Genomic DNA, 15,336 nt, shown 5'->3' on the forward strand with positions numbered 1-15,336 from the left:
GTCCGGTCGGCAATCGGTCTTAGAACGTCGTACCGCCGCCAAACCGGAATTCTTGCACGCGGTCATACGCACCCTTGCTCAGCGGCACTGCGTAGTCGAAGCGCAGCGGACCGAACGGCGACTGCCAGATCAGGCCGACACCGACCGAGGTACGGACAACCTTGCTGTCGTCAAACGACAGGCCAAGGCAGGTGCCCGGAGTCGGCGGGTTATTCGTCGGCTTGATACAGCCGGGCACGTTGACTTCGCCGGTTGCCGTCCACGAGGTCGGGCCCTTGTAGTCGTACAGCCCGCCGGCGTCGGCATAGACCGCGCCCTTGAGCCCAACTTCCTTCGGCAGGAACCAGAACGGCATCTGCAGTTCCGCCGACACGCCCCAATACTTGGTGCCGCCGATCGCGTCCTGGGTACCGTAGGGATTGATGTCACGCGGACCGATGCCGTTCGGCGCGAAGCCGCGGACCAGGTTCGGTCCCATCTGGAAGTGATCGAGCATGCGAAGTTCGGTGCTGCCGAGCTGGTTCAAGATGCCGCCCTGGGCGTGGATCAGGCCGACGATATCAGAGACCAGAGGGGTGTAATACTTCGCGTCGATCGCGCTCTTGATGTAGCTGACGTCGCCGCCGACACCGGCGAAGTCCTGCTTGAAGTCGACGATCAGACCGTCAGTCGGGTTCTTGTTGTTGTCGAGGGTGTTGTAGTTGAGCGTGTAGCCCAGCGCCGAGGTCAGGGTCTTGCCGCCCGCCAGCTCCTTGCGAACCGGCAGCGAGGCTTCGCCGTCGAAGTAGCAGCCCAGCCCGTTAGTCGACACCAGGCTGATCCCGTTCAGGTTCGCATAGGCCGGGCTCGGATTGAACGCGGGATTGGGCGTCACGCCGTCAGCGAGAAATGGCACGTTGTTACAATTGTCGAGCGTCGACGGCAGCGTGATTTCCTGCTGGTAGATCGAGTAGCGCAGCTGCAACGAGAGATCTTCCCGCAGGCTGAAGCCGAGCCGCGGGCTGAAGCCCAGCGTCTTGGTGCCGTACGCGATGTAGCTGTTGGACAGTTGCTGGCGCTGATAGAAGTCGAGACCGAGCGCGACGCGGTAGTCGAGCAGATAGGGCTCGACGAACGACAACGAGTAGCCGCGCGCATACTGGCCGTAGGTCACCGACGCCTTCGCGAACAGGCCGCGGCCGAGCAGGTTGCGCTCGGAGACGCTGACTTCGGCCAGCGCGCCGTCGGTGGTCGAGTAACCGCCCGACACCGAGAAGTCGCCGGTCGACTTCTCTTCGAGATCGACGATCAGGATGACGCGATCGCTGGAGGAGCCTGGCTCGGTGGTGATCTTCACCGTCTTGAAGAAGTCGAGGTTCTTCAGCCGGCGCTCGGCACGGTCGACCAGCGCGCGGTTGTAGGCGTCACCCTCGGAAATATCGAACTCGCGGCGGATCACGTAGTCGCGGGTGCGGCTGTTACCGCGGACATTGATACGCTCGATATAGGTGCGCGGTCCTTCGTCGATCGCGAAGGTGATCGACACCGTGTGATTGTCGAAATTGCGATCACCGCGCGGCCGCACGACCGCGAAGGCGTAACCGCGGCGCGACGCCTCGATCTGCATTTCCTCGACCGACTTCTCCAGCGCCTCGGCGTTGTAGAGCGAGCCGACATTGACGCGCGAGTAGGTACGCAGCGCGTTCGGGTCGAGCGTTGAGATCGACGAGGTGTAGTTGACGGCAGCGACGCGATATTGCTGGCCTTCCTCGATCTTGAAGGTAACCAGGAAGCCCTTCTTGTCGGGATCGTATTCGGTCAGCGCGGCGACGACCTGGACGTCGGCATAGCCGTTCTTGAGGTAGAAGCGGCGAATCAGGTCGCGGTCGGCCTCGACCCGGTCGGGGTCGTAGACGTCGTTGCCGCCGAGGAAGCTCAGGAGGTTCGATTCGCGGGTCTTGATGACGTCGCGCAGGCGGGACGCCGAATAGGCGTTGTTGCCGATGAACTCGATCGACCGCACACCGGTCTTCACGCCTTCATTGACCTCGAAGATGAGGTCGACGCGGTTGTTCGGCTGCTCGATGATCTGCGGATTGACCCGCACGTCGTAACGGCCGGAGCGACGGTAGATTTCGGCGATGCGCAGGGCGTCGGACTGGACCATCGGGCGCGAGAAGGTGCCGCGCGGCTTGGACTGGACTTCGGCAGTGAGCTGCTCGTCCTTGACCTTTTTGTTGCCCTCGAAGGCGACACGGCCGATCACCGGGTTCTCGACCACGACGACGACAAGGCGCCCGCCTCGCTGGTCGATGTGGACGTCCTGGAACAGACCGGTCTCGATCAGCGCCTTCAGGCCGTCGTCGATCTGGGCCTGGCCCAGCCGACCGCCCGGTCCGGGATGGAAATAGGAGCGGATGGTTTCGAGTTCGACGCGGCGATTCCCCTCCACCGTGATCGAATCGACGGTCTGCGCATACGCAGGCGCAGAAACAGCTACGGCCGCCAAGGTGGCAGCCACCGGCACGGCGAACATGACCAAGGCGGCGAACAGCCCCCCCCTCACTCGCATTCCAAACATCATGCGCTGCGCGCCCTTATCTTAGCGATGCCGGATCGTTCCCCAACGCCCCGACAGATTCCCAATCTACCGCCCAGCTTGTAACCAAATTTGCCAAGGGGGCAAACTTACTACAGCCGAACATTTCCATTTTCGTACCAACACGTTGCTCATTGGCAACGCCACAGAAAAGCCCGCTTTAGGACCCGGCGATCCTGAGGATGTCGTTATACGTCGCAAACACCATCAGCATCAGGACCAAACCCAGTCCGATTCGGAAACCCACCTCCTGCGTCCGCTCCGACAGCGGGCGTCCACGGAGCGCCTCCGCGCCGTAGAACAGCAGGTGGCCGCCATCGAGAAGCGGGATCGGGAACAGGTTCAAGAGGCCAATCGAGACCGACAGGATGGCACAAAGGTTCACAACGAACTGGAAACCTGCGCTCGCGGCCTGACCGGACAGCTTTGCGATTCCGATGACCCCACTCACCTCGCCCGGATTGCCGGTTCCCACGAACAGCGACCCGAGGAACTTGAAGGTGCTCGCAATGATGTACCAAACCTGCTCGACACCGATTTTCAGGGCTTCCAGAACGCCGACCGAGGCGCTGGTTGCTTCGCCAGTCTGAGCCTTGTGCTCGATTCCGAGCACGCCGATTCGGTGGGCATTGCCGAAGGGGTCCTTGACCTCCTTGAGCGCCGGCGTGGCGGTCAGCGAGACAATCTGGCCATCCCGCTTCACTTTGAACCCAAGAGATGAACCGGCATTCGAAGCTACGATCCGCTGCATGTCGGCGAAGCTCTGAATAGCGCTGCCGTCGATGTCCACGACGATATCGCCGACCTTGAATCCTGAGTTCGCGGCAACGCTTTCGGCGACCAGACCATCGACCCGGGCGATCGTGCTCGGCTTGCCGTAATAGAGCGCCATACCCGCAAAGATCAGGGCGCCGAGAATGAAATTCGCCACCGGACCGGCGACGACGATGGCGGTGCGCTTTCCGACCGACTTGTGGTGGAAGCTGCCCTGGCGCTCCTCAGGCGTCATGGAGGCGAGCGTCTCCGTCGACGGCGTCGACGCCTCGCTGTCGTCGCCGAAGAACTTGACGTAACCGCCGAGCGGAATCGCCGAGAGCTTCCAGCGCGTGCCATGCCGGTCATTGAAGCCGGCAAGCTCCGGCCCGAACCCCAGCGAGAAGGTCAGCACCTTCACGCCAGCCCAGCGCGCAACCAGGAAGTGGCCGAGCTCGTGAAAGAAAACAACGATCGTGAGGACGAATAAGAAGGGAACGATGTAGCCAATGAGCCCGTGGCTCAACGCATTGAAATAATGAAGAAAAAACTCTGGCATTCGATTTCCCTCGACAAGAGCCAAAGGCTCCGTCCCCAACCCTCTAGGTTGCCTTTAAGGCAATTTGAGGCAATAGGGCGGCAGCTTTATTTCGCGCGATATGGTCAACGGAAATCGCATCATCCGCCGAGTGCAGTGGTGGCTGATTCCCCGACCTGATCCAATCGTTCATTGTCGCCTCGACCAGCCGGGCAATCGCACCGAATTTGATCTTGCCGGCGATGAACGCAGCAACCGCGATCTCGTTCGCGGCATTGTACACCGTGGTCGCTCCGTGCCCGCTGCGCAGCGCCTCATAGGCCAGCCGCAGCCCGGGGAAGCGCTGGAAATCCGGCGCCTCGAAGGTGAGCTGGCCGATCTTGGCGAGATCGAGCTTGGCCGACGGGCCGACGACGCGGTCCGGCCAGCCGAGGCAGTGCGCGATCGGGATCCGCATGTCGGGCGTGCCGAGCTGGGCCACCACCGAGCGGTCCGAGAACTCGACCATGCCGTGGATGATCGACTGCGGATGCACCAGCACGTCGATCTCGTCGGGCGCCAGCGCGAACAGATAGGACGCCTCGATCACCTCGAGGCCCTTGTTCATCATCGAGGCGGAATCGATCGTGATCTTCTGCCCCATGCTCCAGTTGGGATGCTTCAGCGCCTGTTCCAGCGTCGCCTGCTCGATCTCGGCGGGGGCCCAGGTGCGGAACGGCCCGCCGGACGCAGTGATGATCACCCGCGTCAGTTCCTCGCGATTGCCTGAAGCCAGCGCCTGGAACAGCGCATTATGCTCGGAGTCCGCCGGCAGGATGCAGGCGCCGGCCTTCTTGGCCCGCTCCATGAAGATGTCGCCGGCACAGACCAGGCACTCCTTGTTGGCGAGCGCGACGGTGGCGCCACGATCGACCGCGGCAAGCGCCGGCTTCAGTCCGGCCGCGCCGCTGACCGCCGCCATCACCCAATCGGCCGGCCGCGCGGCCGCTTCGATGACAGCGCTCTCCCCGGCCCCGCATTCGATCCGGGTTCCGGCGAGCGCGTCCTTCAGTTCGGAAAGCCTTTTGGGATCGGCAATGGCTGCGAACCGCGCACCGAACTCCCTGGCGAGCTTCGCCAGTCCCTCGACATTGCTGTTCGCGGTCAGCGCCTCGACCCGGTAACGGTCGCGCGCGCCCCGCAGCAGATCCATGGTGCTGTCGCCGATCGAGCCGGTGGCACCGAGGACGGTCACGGTCCGCGCGGCGGTTGCCGCCGCGGCCTTGTTGTTACGCAACGGAACTGCGCTCATCTCATCACCAAACCATAAGACCGCGCCCGACGCCATCGGCGCCACCACGGAGAAAGCCGAAAATCGCCGCCACAATGACGGCCGCGACGAATCCGTCCAGGCGGTCCAGGAGGCCGCCATGGCCGGGAATGATGTGGCTCGAATCCTTCACGCCGAACCGCCGCTTCACCGCGGATTCGAAGAGATCGCCGAGTTGCGAAACCACCGACAACACCGCGCCGAGCAACAGCAGCGGCCCGGTCGTGCCGATCTCGAAGGCGGCAAAGCCTGCGGCAACGAGCAGGCTCGCGACGAAGCCGCCGACGGCGCCGGCCCAGGTCTTCTTCGGACTGATCCGCACCCAGAGCTTCGGTCCGCCGATGCTGCGGCCCGCGAAATAGCCGCCGATATCGGTGACCCACACGATCAGCAATACGAACATCAAGGCGGCAAAGCCCTTCGCCGCATCCAGGCGCAGCAGCACCGATGCGACCTCGGCCCCCGCCGCATAGAGCAATCCCGCAACGGCCCAGTTGCGCCGCGCGCCCGACGTCAGGGCGACAACCACGGCGCCGACGGCGAGCACGATCAGGGCCACATCGATCCGGCCCGCCATCAGGCCAAGTCCGGCGAGCAGCAGCGCGACCACGCCAGGCACCACGACGCGGAGCTCGCGTCCAAGTCCGGTAACCGTTAGCCATTCGGCAAACAATCCGACCGCCGCCAGCGTCACCAGAAGCGACCAGGCGACGCCACCCATATAAGCCAGCGCGATCGCAATCGGCGCCAGCACGAGCGCTGCGACCACGCGCATCACGAGATTGCGCGACCCCTGCTCGCTTGCTGCCGCTGGCTGCTCGCTTGCTGCCGCCGGTGCGGCTTCGCCCTCGGTCACGAGCCGGTTTTCGCAGCGAGGCCGCCGAACCTGCGCTCGCGCTTGCCATATTCGGCAATCGCGCCTTCGAGCGCGGCCTTGTCGAAATCCGGCCAGTGAATCGGCACGAACACCAATTCGCTGTAGGCGGCCTGCCACATCAGGAAGTTCGACAGACGCTGCTCGCCGCTGGTGCGGATGATCAGATCGGGATCCGGAATGTCGGGCGCGTCGAGATATTGGCCGAGCGTGTCGGCATCGATGGAATTGGCGTCGCGCTTGCCTTCGGCGACCTCGCGCGCAAGGCGCCGCGCGGCGGCAGTGATCTCCGCCCGCGAACCGTAGTTGAAGGCGACCACGAGGTTGAGCTTGTCGTTGTTCCGGGTCAGCTCCTCGGCCTCGTTGAGCAGCGCGCAGATGTCGGGATCGAGCCCGTCCCGCTCGCCGATCACGCGCACCCGCACCCCGTCACGATGCAGCGTCGCCAGATCGTTGCGGATGAAGCGGCGCAACAGGCCGAACAGATCGCCGATCTCGCTCGCCGGCCGCGACCAGTTTTCGGAGCTGAAGGAGAAGATCGTGAGATAGACGATGCCGAGTTCATCGGCCGCACGCACCACGCGGCGCAGCGCCTCGACGCCGCGGCGATGGCCCTCGACGCGCGGCAGGCCGCGCGAAGCGGCCCAACGCCCGTTGCCGTCCATAATGATCGCCACATGCAACGGAGCACCGGAGCGATCCGGTCCGTCAGTTGCTGGGGCGGCGGCGTTCGACATCGGCTGGTTTCCGTGGCGCCTTCAGACCGTCAGGATTTCCTTTTCCTTGGCGGCAAGCAGCTGATCGACCTCGGCGATCATGCCGTCGGTCGCCTTCTGCACCTCGTTCGACAGGCGCTCCTGATCGTCCTCGGAGATCTCGTGATTCTTCTCGAGCTTCTTGATGACGTCGAGGCCGTCGCGGCGCACATGGCGCACGGCGACCTTCGCTGCCTCCGCGTATTTGTGCGCGACCTTGACGAGCTCCTTGCGGCGCTCTTCGTTGAGTTCGGGAATCCGCAGGCGCAACACCTGTCCTTCGGTCGCCGGCGACAGTCCGAGGTTGGAATCGACGATCGCCTTCTCGACCGCCTTCACCATCGTCTTGTCCCAGACCTGCACCGAGAGCAGGCGCGGCTCCGGCACGCTGATGGTCGCAACCTGGTTGAGCGGCATATGCGAGCCGTAAGCCTCGACGTGGACCGGCTCCAGCATGGAGGCCGCGGCGCGGCCGGTGCGCAGACCGCCGAGCTCGTGCTTGAGCGATTGCGTGGCGCCCTGCATGCGGCGCTTCACGTCGTTGATGTCAAAACCAGCTGCGGCCATGACCTTCTCCCTTTCACTTAGAAACCGGCTGTCGACGCCCGGAGGCGCGGCAATCAGCCGGCGACGACCGTGCCGTGTCCGGTACCGCGCAGAATCGCACCGATCGAACCGGGCTCCGCGATCGAGAACACGATGATAGGCAGCGACGTCTCGCGGGCAAGTGCGAAAGCGGTCGCGTCCATGACCTTGTAGCCGCCCTCAATCGCCTGCGAATGGGTCAGGCGGTCGAAGCGCTTGGCTTTGGGGTCCTTCTTCGGATCGGCGCTGTAGACGCCGTCGACATTGGTGGCCTTCAACACCGCCTGCGCACCGATCTCGGCCGCGCGCAGCACGGCCGTGGTGTCGGTGGTGAAGAACGGGTTACCGGTTCCGCCGCCGAGCAGGACGATGCGTCCCTCGGCGAGGTATTTGTGCGTTGCACTACGGGTGAACAGCTCGGAAATCTCCGGCATCACGAATGCCGACAAGGTCCGCGCCGGGCTCCCCTTGCGCTCGATCGCCGCCTCCAGCGCGAGGCAGTTCATCATGGTCGCAAGCATGCCCATGGTGTCGCCGGTCGGCCGCGACACGCCGCGTGAGGAGACTTCGACGCCGCGGACGATGTTGCCGCCGCCGATCACGACCGCGACCTCGATGCCGAGCTTGCGGGCCGCGATCAGGTCGTCGGCGACGCGGTCGACCGTCGGTTGATCGATCCCGAAGCCGTGGGAGCCGGCCAGGTACTCGCCGGACAGCTTGATCACCACGCGACGATAGATCGGCTCAGCCATGATGCGATCGCTTTCCTATCCGCGCAGGTAGGCTTCCGGCGCGTGCGCCGGACGCCTGGTGTCAGCGGTTACTTCTTGCCGCTGGCGGCCGCGACTTCGGCGGCGAAGTCGCTTTCCTGCTTCTCGATTCCCTCACCGAGAGCATAGTTCACAAATCCAGCGATTTTGATCGGCCCGCCGACCTTACCCTCAGCTTCCTTCACCGCCTGGGCAACCGACTTGCCGCTGTCGTGGATGAAGGCCTGATCGAGAAGGCAGACCTCCTTGTAGTAGGTCTTCAGGCCGGAATCGACGATCTTCTCGATGACGTTCTCCGGCTTGCCCTGCTGACGGTACTTGTCGGCGAGCACGTCCTTCTCGCGCTTGACGGTCTCGGGATCGAGCCCGGCCGGATCGAGCGCCAGCGGCTTCGCCGCGGCGACGTGCATGGCGAGTTGGCGGCCGAGCACAGCGAGCTCGTCGGTCTTGCCGGCCGACTCGAGCGCCACAATCACGCCGATCTTGCCGGCGCCCTCGACGACGGCGTTGTGGACATAGCTCGACACCACGCCCTTGCTCACCTCGAGCGAAGCGGCGCGGCGCAGCGTCATGTTCTCGCCGATGGTCGCGATGGCGTCGGAGATCGCGGTCTCGACGGTGACGTCGCCGACCTTGGCCGCCTTGATCGTCTCGACATCGGCGGCGTTATGCAGCGCGACCTGGGCGATCATCTTGACCAGGCCCTGGAACTGCTCGTTGCGCGCGACGAAGTCGGTCTCGGAGTTGACCTCGACCAGCACGCCCTTGGTGCCGGAGGTCAGCGCGCCGATCAGGCCCTCGGCCGCCACGCGGCCGGCCTTCTTGGCCGCCTTGGAGAGGCCCTTCTTGCGCAGCCAATCCTGCGCGGCCTGCATGTCGCCGTCGTTCTCGGTCAGCGCCGCCTTGCAATCCATCATGCCCGCGCCGGTCGATTCGCGGAGATCCTTGACCATCGCTGCTGTGATCGTTGCCATCGTTCAATGTCCTTCTTGCCTGCACAGGAACTGCGGCGCCCGATGGCGCCGCCGTCAGCGACAGGGAAATCGTTGTTCGTGGAATAGAAGCGGCGGCCGGGTGAGTTCCGGCCACGCCGCGTAACGCTTATTCCGCTTCGGCGAGCGTCTTGGCCTGGGCGACCCAGGCGTCGGCACGGCTCGGCAGACCGACTTCTTCGCCGATCTTGTGCGCGGTGTCGTGGTCAAGCTCGGCGAGCTGCCAGTAGTGGAAGATGCCGAGGTCGTTGAGCTTCTTCTCGATCGTACCGGACACGCCGGTGAGCTTCTTGAGGTTGTCGGCGGTGCCGCGCGGACCGGCAAGGCCCTGGAAGCCGGACGGTGCAGCCGCCGGGAGCTCTTCCTGCACGGGGGTCGCGGACGCACCGATGTCGATCCCGGAATCGCCCTGAGCGCGCGAGATGCCGTCGATGGCGGCGCGCGCCACCAAGTCGCAGTACAGCGAGATCGCGCGGCCGGCGTCGTCATTGCCCGGCACCACATAGGTGATGCCCTTCGGGTCCGAATTGGTGTCGACGATCGCAGCCACCGGGATGTTGAGCCGCTGCGCTTCCTGGATCGCGATGTCTTCCTTGTTGGTGTCGATCACGAAGATCATGTCGGGAAGACCGCCCATGTCCTTGATGCCGCCGAGCGAGCGGTCGAGCTTGTCGCGCTCGCGTTGCAGCGTCAGCCGCTCCTTCTTGGTGTAGGAGTTGGCTTCGCCGGACCCGAGCACGTCGTCGAGATGACGCAGCCGCTTGATCGAGGCCGAGATCGTCTTCCAGTTGGTCAGCGTGCCGCCGAGCCAGCGCGAATTGACGAAGTACTGCGCCGAGCGCTTGGCAGCGTCGGCAACGCCGTCCTGCGCCGAGCGCTTGGTGCCGACGAACAGGATGCGGCCGCCCTTGGCGACGGTATCGCTGACCGCCTGCAGGGCACGGTGCAGCATCGGCACAGTCTGCGCGAGGTCGATGATGTGGATGTTGTTGCGGGCGCCGAAGATGTAATCCTGCATCTTCGGGTTCCAGCGGTGGGATTGGTGACCAAAGTGAACGCCAGCTTCCAAAAGCTGACGCATATTGAATTCGGGCAGCGACATAGTTCTAATTCTCCGGTTGGTTCCTCCGGAAACGTGTGAGCAAACGAGCCTGACTGGCCCGGTTGCCACCGGACGGCCTTTGAGAGCCATGTTTCCGTGTGAGATGGCGCGGTATATAGCGCGATTTGCGCCATAAGCAAGGAAATACGGCCGGTTAGGCCGGCCGGATCGACCCTCTGAACCCCGAAACAGGGCCGTTCTGGCCCAAACTGACCCGGTCTGGCCGGTCGAGGCCCCCTGCAAGGTGCGTCCCTACTGTGCCAATTGCAGGTCCGCCAGCGTCGTGCGCGCGGTCGCCTCGTCCAGTGCAACGAATTCCGCCGGCCCGGGGTTGCCGGCGGTCGCAGTCGCGGCCGATGCGACGACTGCACCGACCAAACCTCCCACCATCGTCACACCCATGACGGCGTCATGCCGCTCACTCGATCTCACCAGAAAGAAGTAGGTGCGGCCCGGCTCGGTCGCGAAGTTGTGCGCGGTATCGCCGGGAAACATCAGCTCGCTCGCGACCAGTTGATGCCGGCCGGCGGGGCGATCGGCGAACGCATAGGTTCCGACGATGACCTTGCCGATCGGCGCGCCATCGAGCTTCACGTCGCAGGCGCAAAGCGCCATGCTCAGTCCCTTGCGCTTCTCCTGGAGCACGACGATGCGGGAATGTCCCGGTTTCGGCGGCCCGAACTTCTGCGAGATCGCCGCATAGTCGGCGCCGACACCATCGCTGACGCAGCCCGACACCATCAACACACCAGCCAGCAAGGCCGCGTAACGTCCGAACATCCCGCCCCCGGAATTTCCAACGGGCGTAACCATAGTGAGAAACACGGCGTGGTTGCAATAGCGCTTAAGCCGTAGTCAAGTGCATTCCGCAGCATCGCCGGGACTTTTGCCTACAGCGTCTGCACGTCGACCACGCCCGTCACCGCCTTGATCGCGCCGGCGATCTGCGGGGAGACCTTGTAGCGGCCGGGCAGCTTCATCTCGACCTCGGTTTCGAGGTCGAGCATCATCACCAGCGAGACGTCGCCATCGGCCGCGCCTGCCGTCGGCGCTGCTGCCGACGCGGGCTTTGCCGCCGGGACCTTCGCGCCGCCACCCGGGACAGGCGCAGCGTCCGGCATGTTGAGCCGGCGGGCGATCGAATCCAGCGGCTTGGTGTCGCGCACGAAGATGCGCAGGCCCTTTTGCGTCTTGGCCGCGGCGTGATCCAGCGGCTCGGCGTGCAGCACCCTCGCCCGCACGTCCTCACCCTGCAGCTCGGCGCCGAGCTGCAGCAGCACGGCCGCCCCCGGCTCGAGCACGTCGCGATACTGCGCAAGCCCCTCGGAGAACAGCACCGCCTCGAAATGGCCGGTCGGGTCCGACAAGCCCATGATGCCCATCTTGTTGCCGGTCTTGGTGCGCCGCTCCATGCGCGAGACCACGGTTGCCGCGACCTTGCCGGCGGTGGCACCGGTCTTCACTGCGCGCGAGAACTCCGCCCAGGATTGCACGCGCAGCCGCTTCAGCGCGGTCGCGTAATCGTCGAGCGGATGGCCCGACAGGAAGAAGCCGATCGCGTCATATTCGCGTCGCAGCCGGTCCGCGGGCAGCCACGGCTCGACCTGCGGCAGGATGATGCTCGGCGCATCCGGAGCGCTGCCGAACATGTCGTTCTGGCCCGAGGTTGCCGCCTCGTGGCTGCGCTGGCAGGCGGCGAGGATCGCGTCCGCACCGGCGAAGACGCGCGCGCGGTTCGCCTCGAGCGTGTCGAAGGCGCCCGCCGCCGCGAGGCTCTCGATGATCCGCTTGTTGACGGCGCGCGGGCTGACCCGCGCGGCGAATTCGGCGAGCGAGGTGAAGGCGCCCTTCTTGTTGCGCTCCTCGATGATCTGCTCGACCGCCTGGATGCCGACGCCCTTCAGCGCCGCGAGCGCGTAGTAGATCGTGTTGCCGCTGACCTCGAAGGTCGGGCCGGAGCGATTGATGTTGGGCGCCTCGACCTTGATGCCGAGCCGCTGCGCCTCGGAACGGAATTCGGAGAGCTTGTCGGTGTTGTTGAGTTCGAGCGTCATCGACGCCGCCAGAAACTCAACCGGGTAATGCGCCTTCATGTAGGCGGTGTGGTACGACACCAGCGCATAGGCCGCCGCGTGGCTCTTGTTGAAGCCGTAATCGGCGAACTTGGCGAGCAGCTCGAAGATCGTCTCGGCCTGGCCCTTCCCCACCCCGTTCTTCATCGCGCCGGCGACGAAGACGTCGCGCTGCTTGTCCATCTCGGCGCGGATCTTCTTGCCCATCGCGCGGCGCAGCAGGTCGGCCTGGCCGAGCGAGTAGCCGGCCATCTGCTGCGCGATCTGCATCACCTGTTCCTGATAGATGATGACGCCGAAGGTCTCCTTCAGGATCGGCTCCAGGATCGGATGCAGATATTCCGACTCCTCGTCGCCATGCTTGCGCGCGCAATAGGTCGGGATGTTCGCCATCGGACCGGGACGGTATAACGCCACCAGCGCGATGATGTCCTCGAAGCGGTCCGGCCGCATGTCGATCAGCGCGCGCCGCATGCCCTGGCTTTCCACCTGGAACACGCCGACGACATCGCCCCGGGCCAGCATCTGATAGCTCGGCGCGTCGTCGATCGGCAGCGTCGCGAGGTCGACGTGAACGTCGCGCTGCTTGAGCAGCTTGACCGCGACATCGAGCACCGTCAGGGTCTTGAGGCCGAGGAAGTCGAACTTCACGAGGCCCGCCGGCTCGACCCATTTCATGTTGAACTGGGTGACCGGCATGTCCGATTTCGGATCGCGGTACATCGGCACCAGCTCGCTCAGCGGCCGGTCGCCGATCACGATACCGGCGGCGTGGGTCGAGGCGTGGCGGGTCAGCCCCTCGAGGCGCTGCGCGATGTCGAAGGCGCGCGCCACCACCGGATCTTCGTCGCGGAACGCCTGCAGCTTGGGTTCGCCTTCGATCGCCTGCGCCAGCGTCACGGGTGCGGCGGGATTCTGCGGCACCAGCTTGGTCAGCTTGTCGACCTGCCCGTACGGCATCTGCAGCACGCGCCCGACGTCACGCAGCACGCCGCGCGCCTGCAGCGTACCGAAGGTGATGATCTGCGCCACCTGGTCGCGGCCGTAGCGGTCCTGCACGTACTGGATCACCTCGCCGCGGCGGTCCTGGCAGAAGTCGATGTCGAAGTCCGGCATCGAGACGCGCTCGGGATTGAGGAAGCGCTCGAACAGCAGCGCAAACCGCATCGGATCGAGGTCGGTGATGGTGAGCACCCAGGCGACCAGCGAGCCTGCGCCGGAGCCGCGGCCCGGTCCGACCGGGATCCCCTGCGCCTTCGCCCATTTGATGAAGTCCGAGACGATCAGGAAGTAGCCCGCATATTTCATGCGGGTGATGACGTCGAGCTCGAAGGCGAGGCGCTTGCTGTAGTCCTCGTCGGTCATGCCCGGCGACAGACCGTGCACCCGCAGACGATTGGCAAGCCCCTCCTCGGCCTGGCGCTTCAGCTCGGCGGCCTCGTCGGCGGCGGCGTCCGAGCTCGCCGCGGCACCGACGGTAAAGAACGGCAGGATCGGCTTGCGGGTCTTCGGCCGGAACGAGCAGCGCTCGGCGATCTCGACCGTCGAGGCCAGCGCCTCCGGAATATCGGCAAACAGCACCGCCATTTCCGCACGGGTCTTGAAACGGTGATCCGGCGTCAGTTGCTCGCGATTGGTCTCGGCGATCAGATGGCCGCCGGCGATGCACAGCAGCGCGTCATGCGATTCGTAATCGTCAGTGCTGGCGAAATACGGCTCGTTGGTCGCAACCAGCGGCAGGCCCTTGCTGTAGGCGAGATCGATCAGGCCGCCCTCGGTGCGGCGCTCCTTATCGATGCCGTGGCGCTGCAATTCGATGTAGAGGCGATCGCCGAACAGACCAGCCAGGCGCTCGCAACGGGTCGCCGCCAGTGCCGCCTGTTCGGCACGCAGCGCCAGCGCGATCGGCCCGTCCGGGCCGCCGGTCAGCGCGATCAGATCCTCGGCGTCGTCGGTGAGCCAATCGATCTTGATGTGCGGGGTCTGGTTGACCGGCGTCTCCAGGAACGCCCGCGAGTTCAGCCGCATCAGGCTGCGATAGCCGCGCTCGCGCGCCGCCAGCAGCACGATCCGCGTCGGCGCCGTCGCCAGGATGCTGCGCGCATTGGGATCGACGTCGCCAAAGTCCACCGCAAGCTCGCAGCCGACGATCGGCTGGATGCCGTAGCCGGCCATCTTGTCGGAGAATTCCAGCGCCCCGAACATGTTGTCGGTATCGGTGAGCGCCAGCGCCGGCTGGCGGTCGCCCTTCGCAAGCTCGCCCAGCTTGGCGATCTTGATCGAGCCCTTTAGCAGCGAATAGGCGGAATGAACGTGAAGGTGGACGAATCCGGCATTCGGCATGGCTGCTTACGGGATCTCTTAAGTCAGGAATGGAGCGAGCGCCAAAGCCGGAACTCGATGAGCTTCAGACCGACTCGCAACCCCATCGTGGGCGATGGATCCTGCCAAGTCCACGCCGAAGGCGGCATGGCGGCCGGTCTTCCCGCTTTTCCCCAGGAGCCGGCCAAGTCGCCTTCTATGCCCCTGTCCCCACGAGCACATTTTCAGAACTGGGTGATCAGCTGAGCCCACACCGCGATCATCCCGACGAACAGCGTGATCGATGCCAGCGCTGCAGCTTCCTGCACGAAAATCTTCAACATGGCCGCTCTCCCTGAACTGGAACGTATGCAGAACATTGTTCCTTTTTTGTTCTAAGAGTCAAGCGACGGTCATGGGTCAGTTCGAGATCTGCCCCCGAAAGATTCTCCTTGGTTAATTGGTGGGCGGTGAGCGATGGCGATTTCTATTTCGCGCCGTTGCTAAGGCACAAACTGCACTGGCTTACCGAGTTCCATCGGGCGTAGGCTTCTGAACGCAGGGGCTGTGTCATGGGCAATGGCATACTTGAAAGCGTGTGCATCGTACTACTCGGGCTAAGCCCGCTCGTGATCATCGGCATCGCGTTGTACGCACAGTAACGGCAACCTAGCCCGCGCCAACACGACCCTCAACGCCACAGAAGG

The 15,336-nt window shown here is 64.6% G+C and carries 11 protein-coding genes; all 11 read right to left on the reverse strand.

Features of this window, described 5'->3' with window-relative positions:
* Positions 1-19: 19 nt before the first annotated feature.
* Entirely contained in the window at positions 20-2,563 is a 2,544-nt protein-coding gene (gene bamA / locus G6P99_RS25460) for an outer membrane protein assembly factor BamA (RefSeq protein WP_029080804.1), read from the reverse strand.
* 175 nt (positions 2,564-2,738) lie between these two features.
* Positions 2,739-3,890 (reverse strand): RIP metalloprotease RseP, encoded by a 1,152-nt coding sequence (gene rseP, locus G6P99_RS25465; protein ID WP_029080803.1) that lies wholly within the window; start codon positions 3,888-3,890, stop codon positions 2,739-2,741.
* Between the two features lie 43 nt (positions 3,891-3,933).
* Positions 3,934-5,160, reverse strand: coding sequence for a 1-deoxy-D-xylulose-5-phosphate reductoisomerase (gene dxr, locus G6P99_RS25470; protein ID WP_029080802.1), 1,227 nt, complete (start codon positions 5,158-5,160; stop codon positions 3,934-3,936).
* Positions 5,161-5,164: 4 nt separating this feature from the next.
* Positions 5,165-6,034, reverse strand: coding sequence for a phosphatidate cytidylyltransferase (locus G6P99_RS25475; protein ID WP_029080801.1), 870 nt, complete (start codon positions 6,032-6,034; stop codon positions 5,165-5,167).
* The gene (locus G6P99_RS25480; RefSeq protein ID WP_029080800.1) at positions 6,031-6,789 is read right to left on the reverse strand and encodes an isoprenyl transferase; all 759 of its coding nucleotides are present in this window, start codon (positions 6,787-6,789) and stop codon (positions 6,031-6,033) included. Before G6P99_RS25480 ends, G6P99_RS25475 begins: the two co-directional genes overlap by 4 nt.
* 21 nt (positions 6,790-6,810) lie before the next feature.
* Positions 6,811-7,374: a ribosome recycling factor gene (gene frr, locus G6P99_RS25485; RefSeq protein ID WP_029080799.1), complete on the reverse strand. Its 564-nt coding sequence runs from the start codon at positions 7,372-7,374 to the stop codon at positions 6,811-6,813.
* 53 nt (positions 7,375-7,427) lie between these two features.
* Entirely contained in the window at positions 7,428-8,144 is a 717-nt protein-coding gene (gene pyrH / locus G6P99_RS25490) for a UMP kinase (protein ID WP_029080798.1), read from the reverse strand.
* A gap of 68 nt (positions 8,145-8,212) precedes the next feature.
* Positions 8,213-9,136: a translation elongation factor Ts gene (tsf, locus tag G6P99_RS25495; RefSeq protein ID WP_165123811.1), complete on the reverse strand. Its 924-nt coding sequence runs from the start codon at positions 9,134-9,136 to the stop codon at positions 8,213-8,215.
* 127 nt (positions 9,137-9,263) lie between these two features.
* Positions 9,264-10,256, reverse strand: a complete 993-nt coding sequence (locus G6P99_RS25500) for a 30S ribosomal protein S2 (protein ID WP_035976768.1) — start codon at positions 10,254-10,256, stop codon at positions 9,264-9,266.
* Positions 10,257-10,508: 252 nt separating this feature from the next.
* A complete protein-coding gene (locus tag G6P99_RS25505; protein WP_051346210.1) occupies positions 10,509-11,036 on the reverse strand; it encodes a DUF2846 domain-containing protein in 528 nt (175 codons plus the stop codon).
* A 110-nt stretch (positions 11,037-11,146) separates the two neighbouring features.
* Positions 11,147-14,671, reverse strand: coding sequence for a DNA polymerase III subunit alpha (gene dnaE, locus G6P99_RS25510; protein WP_029080794.1), 3,525 nt, complete (start codon positions 14,669-14,671; stop codon positions 11,147-11,149).
* Between the last annotated feature and the right edge of the window lie 665 nt (positions 14,672-15,336).

It is taken from the genome of Bradyrhizobium sp. 6(2017), from assembly GCF_011058295.2.
Classification (GTDB): Bacteria; Pseudomonadota; Alphaproteobacteria; order Rhizobiales; family Xanthobacteraceae; genus Bradyrhizobium; species Bradyrhizobium septentrionale.

Excerpts from the sequence above, each read along its gene's own strand:
- rseP (WP_029080803.1), bottom strand. The coding sequence starts at position 3,890 with ATGCCAGAGTTTTTTCTTCATTATTTCAATGCGTTGAGCCACGGGCTC.
- frr (WP_029080799.1), bottom strand. The coding sequence starts at position 7,374 with ATGGCCGCAGCTGGTTTTGACATCAACGACGTGAAGCGCCGCATGCAG.
- G6P99_RS25505 (WP_051346210.1), bottom strand. The coding sequence starts at position 11,036 with ATGTTCGGACGTTACGCGGCCTTGCTGGCTGGTGTGTTGATGGTGTCG.
- dnaE (WP_029080794.1), bottom strand. The coding sequence starts at position 14,671 with ATGCCGAATGCCGGATTCGTCCACCTTCACGTTCATTCCGCCTATTCG.
- bamA (WP_029080804.1), bottom strand. The coding sequence starts at position 2,563 with ATGATGTTTGGAATGCGAGTGAGGGGGGGGCTGTTCGCCGCCTTGGTC.
- G6P99_RS25480 (WP_029080800.1), bottom strand. The coding sequence starts at position 6,789 with ATGTCGAACGCCGCCGCCCCAGCAACTGACGGACCGGATCGCTCCGGT.
- G6P99_RS25500 (WP_035976768.1), bottom strand. The coding sequence starts at position 10,256 with ATGTCGCTGCCCGAATTCAATATGCGTCAGCTTTTGGAAGCTGGCGTT.
- tsf (WP_165123811.1), bottom strand. The coding sequence starts at position 9,136 with ATGGCAACGATCACAGCAGCGATGGTCAAGGATCTCCGCGAATCGACC.
- pyrH (WP_029080798.1), bottom strand. The coding sequence starts at position 8,144 with ATGGCTGAGCCGATCTATCGTCGCGTGGTGATCAAGCTGTCCGGCGAG.
- dxr (WP_029080802.1), bottom strand. The coding sequence starts at position 5,160 with ATGAGCGCAGTTCCGTTGCGTAACAACAAGGCCGCGGCGGCAACCGCC.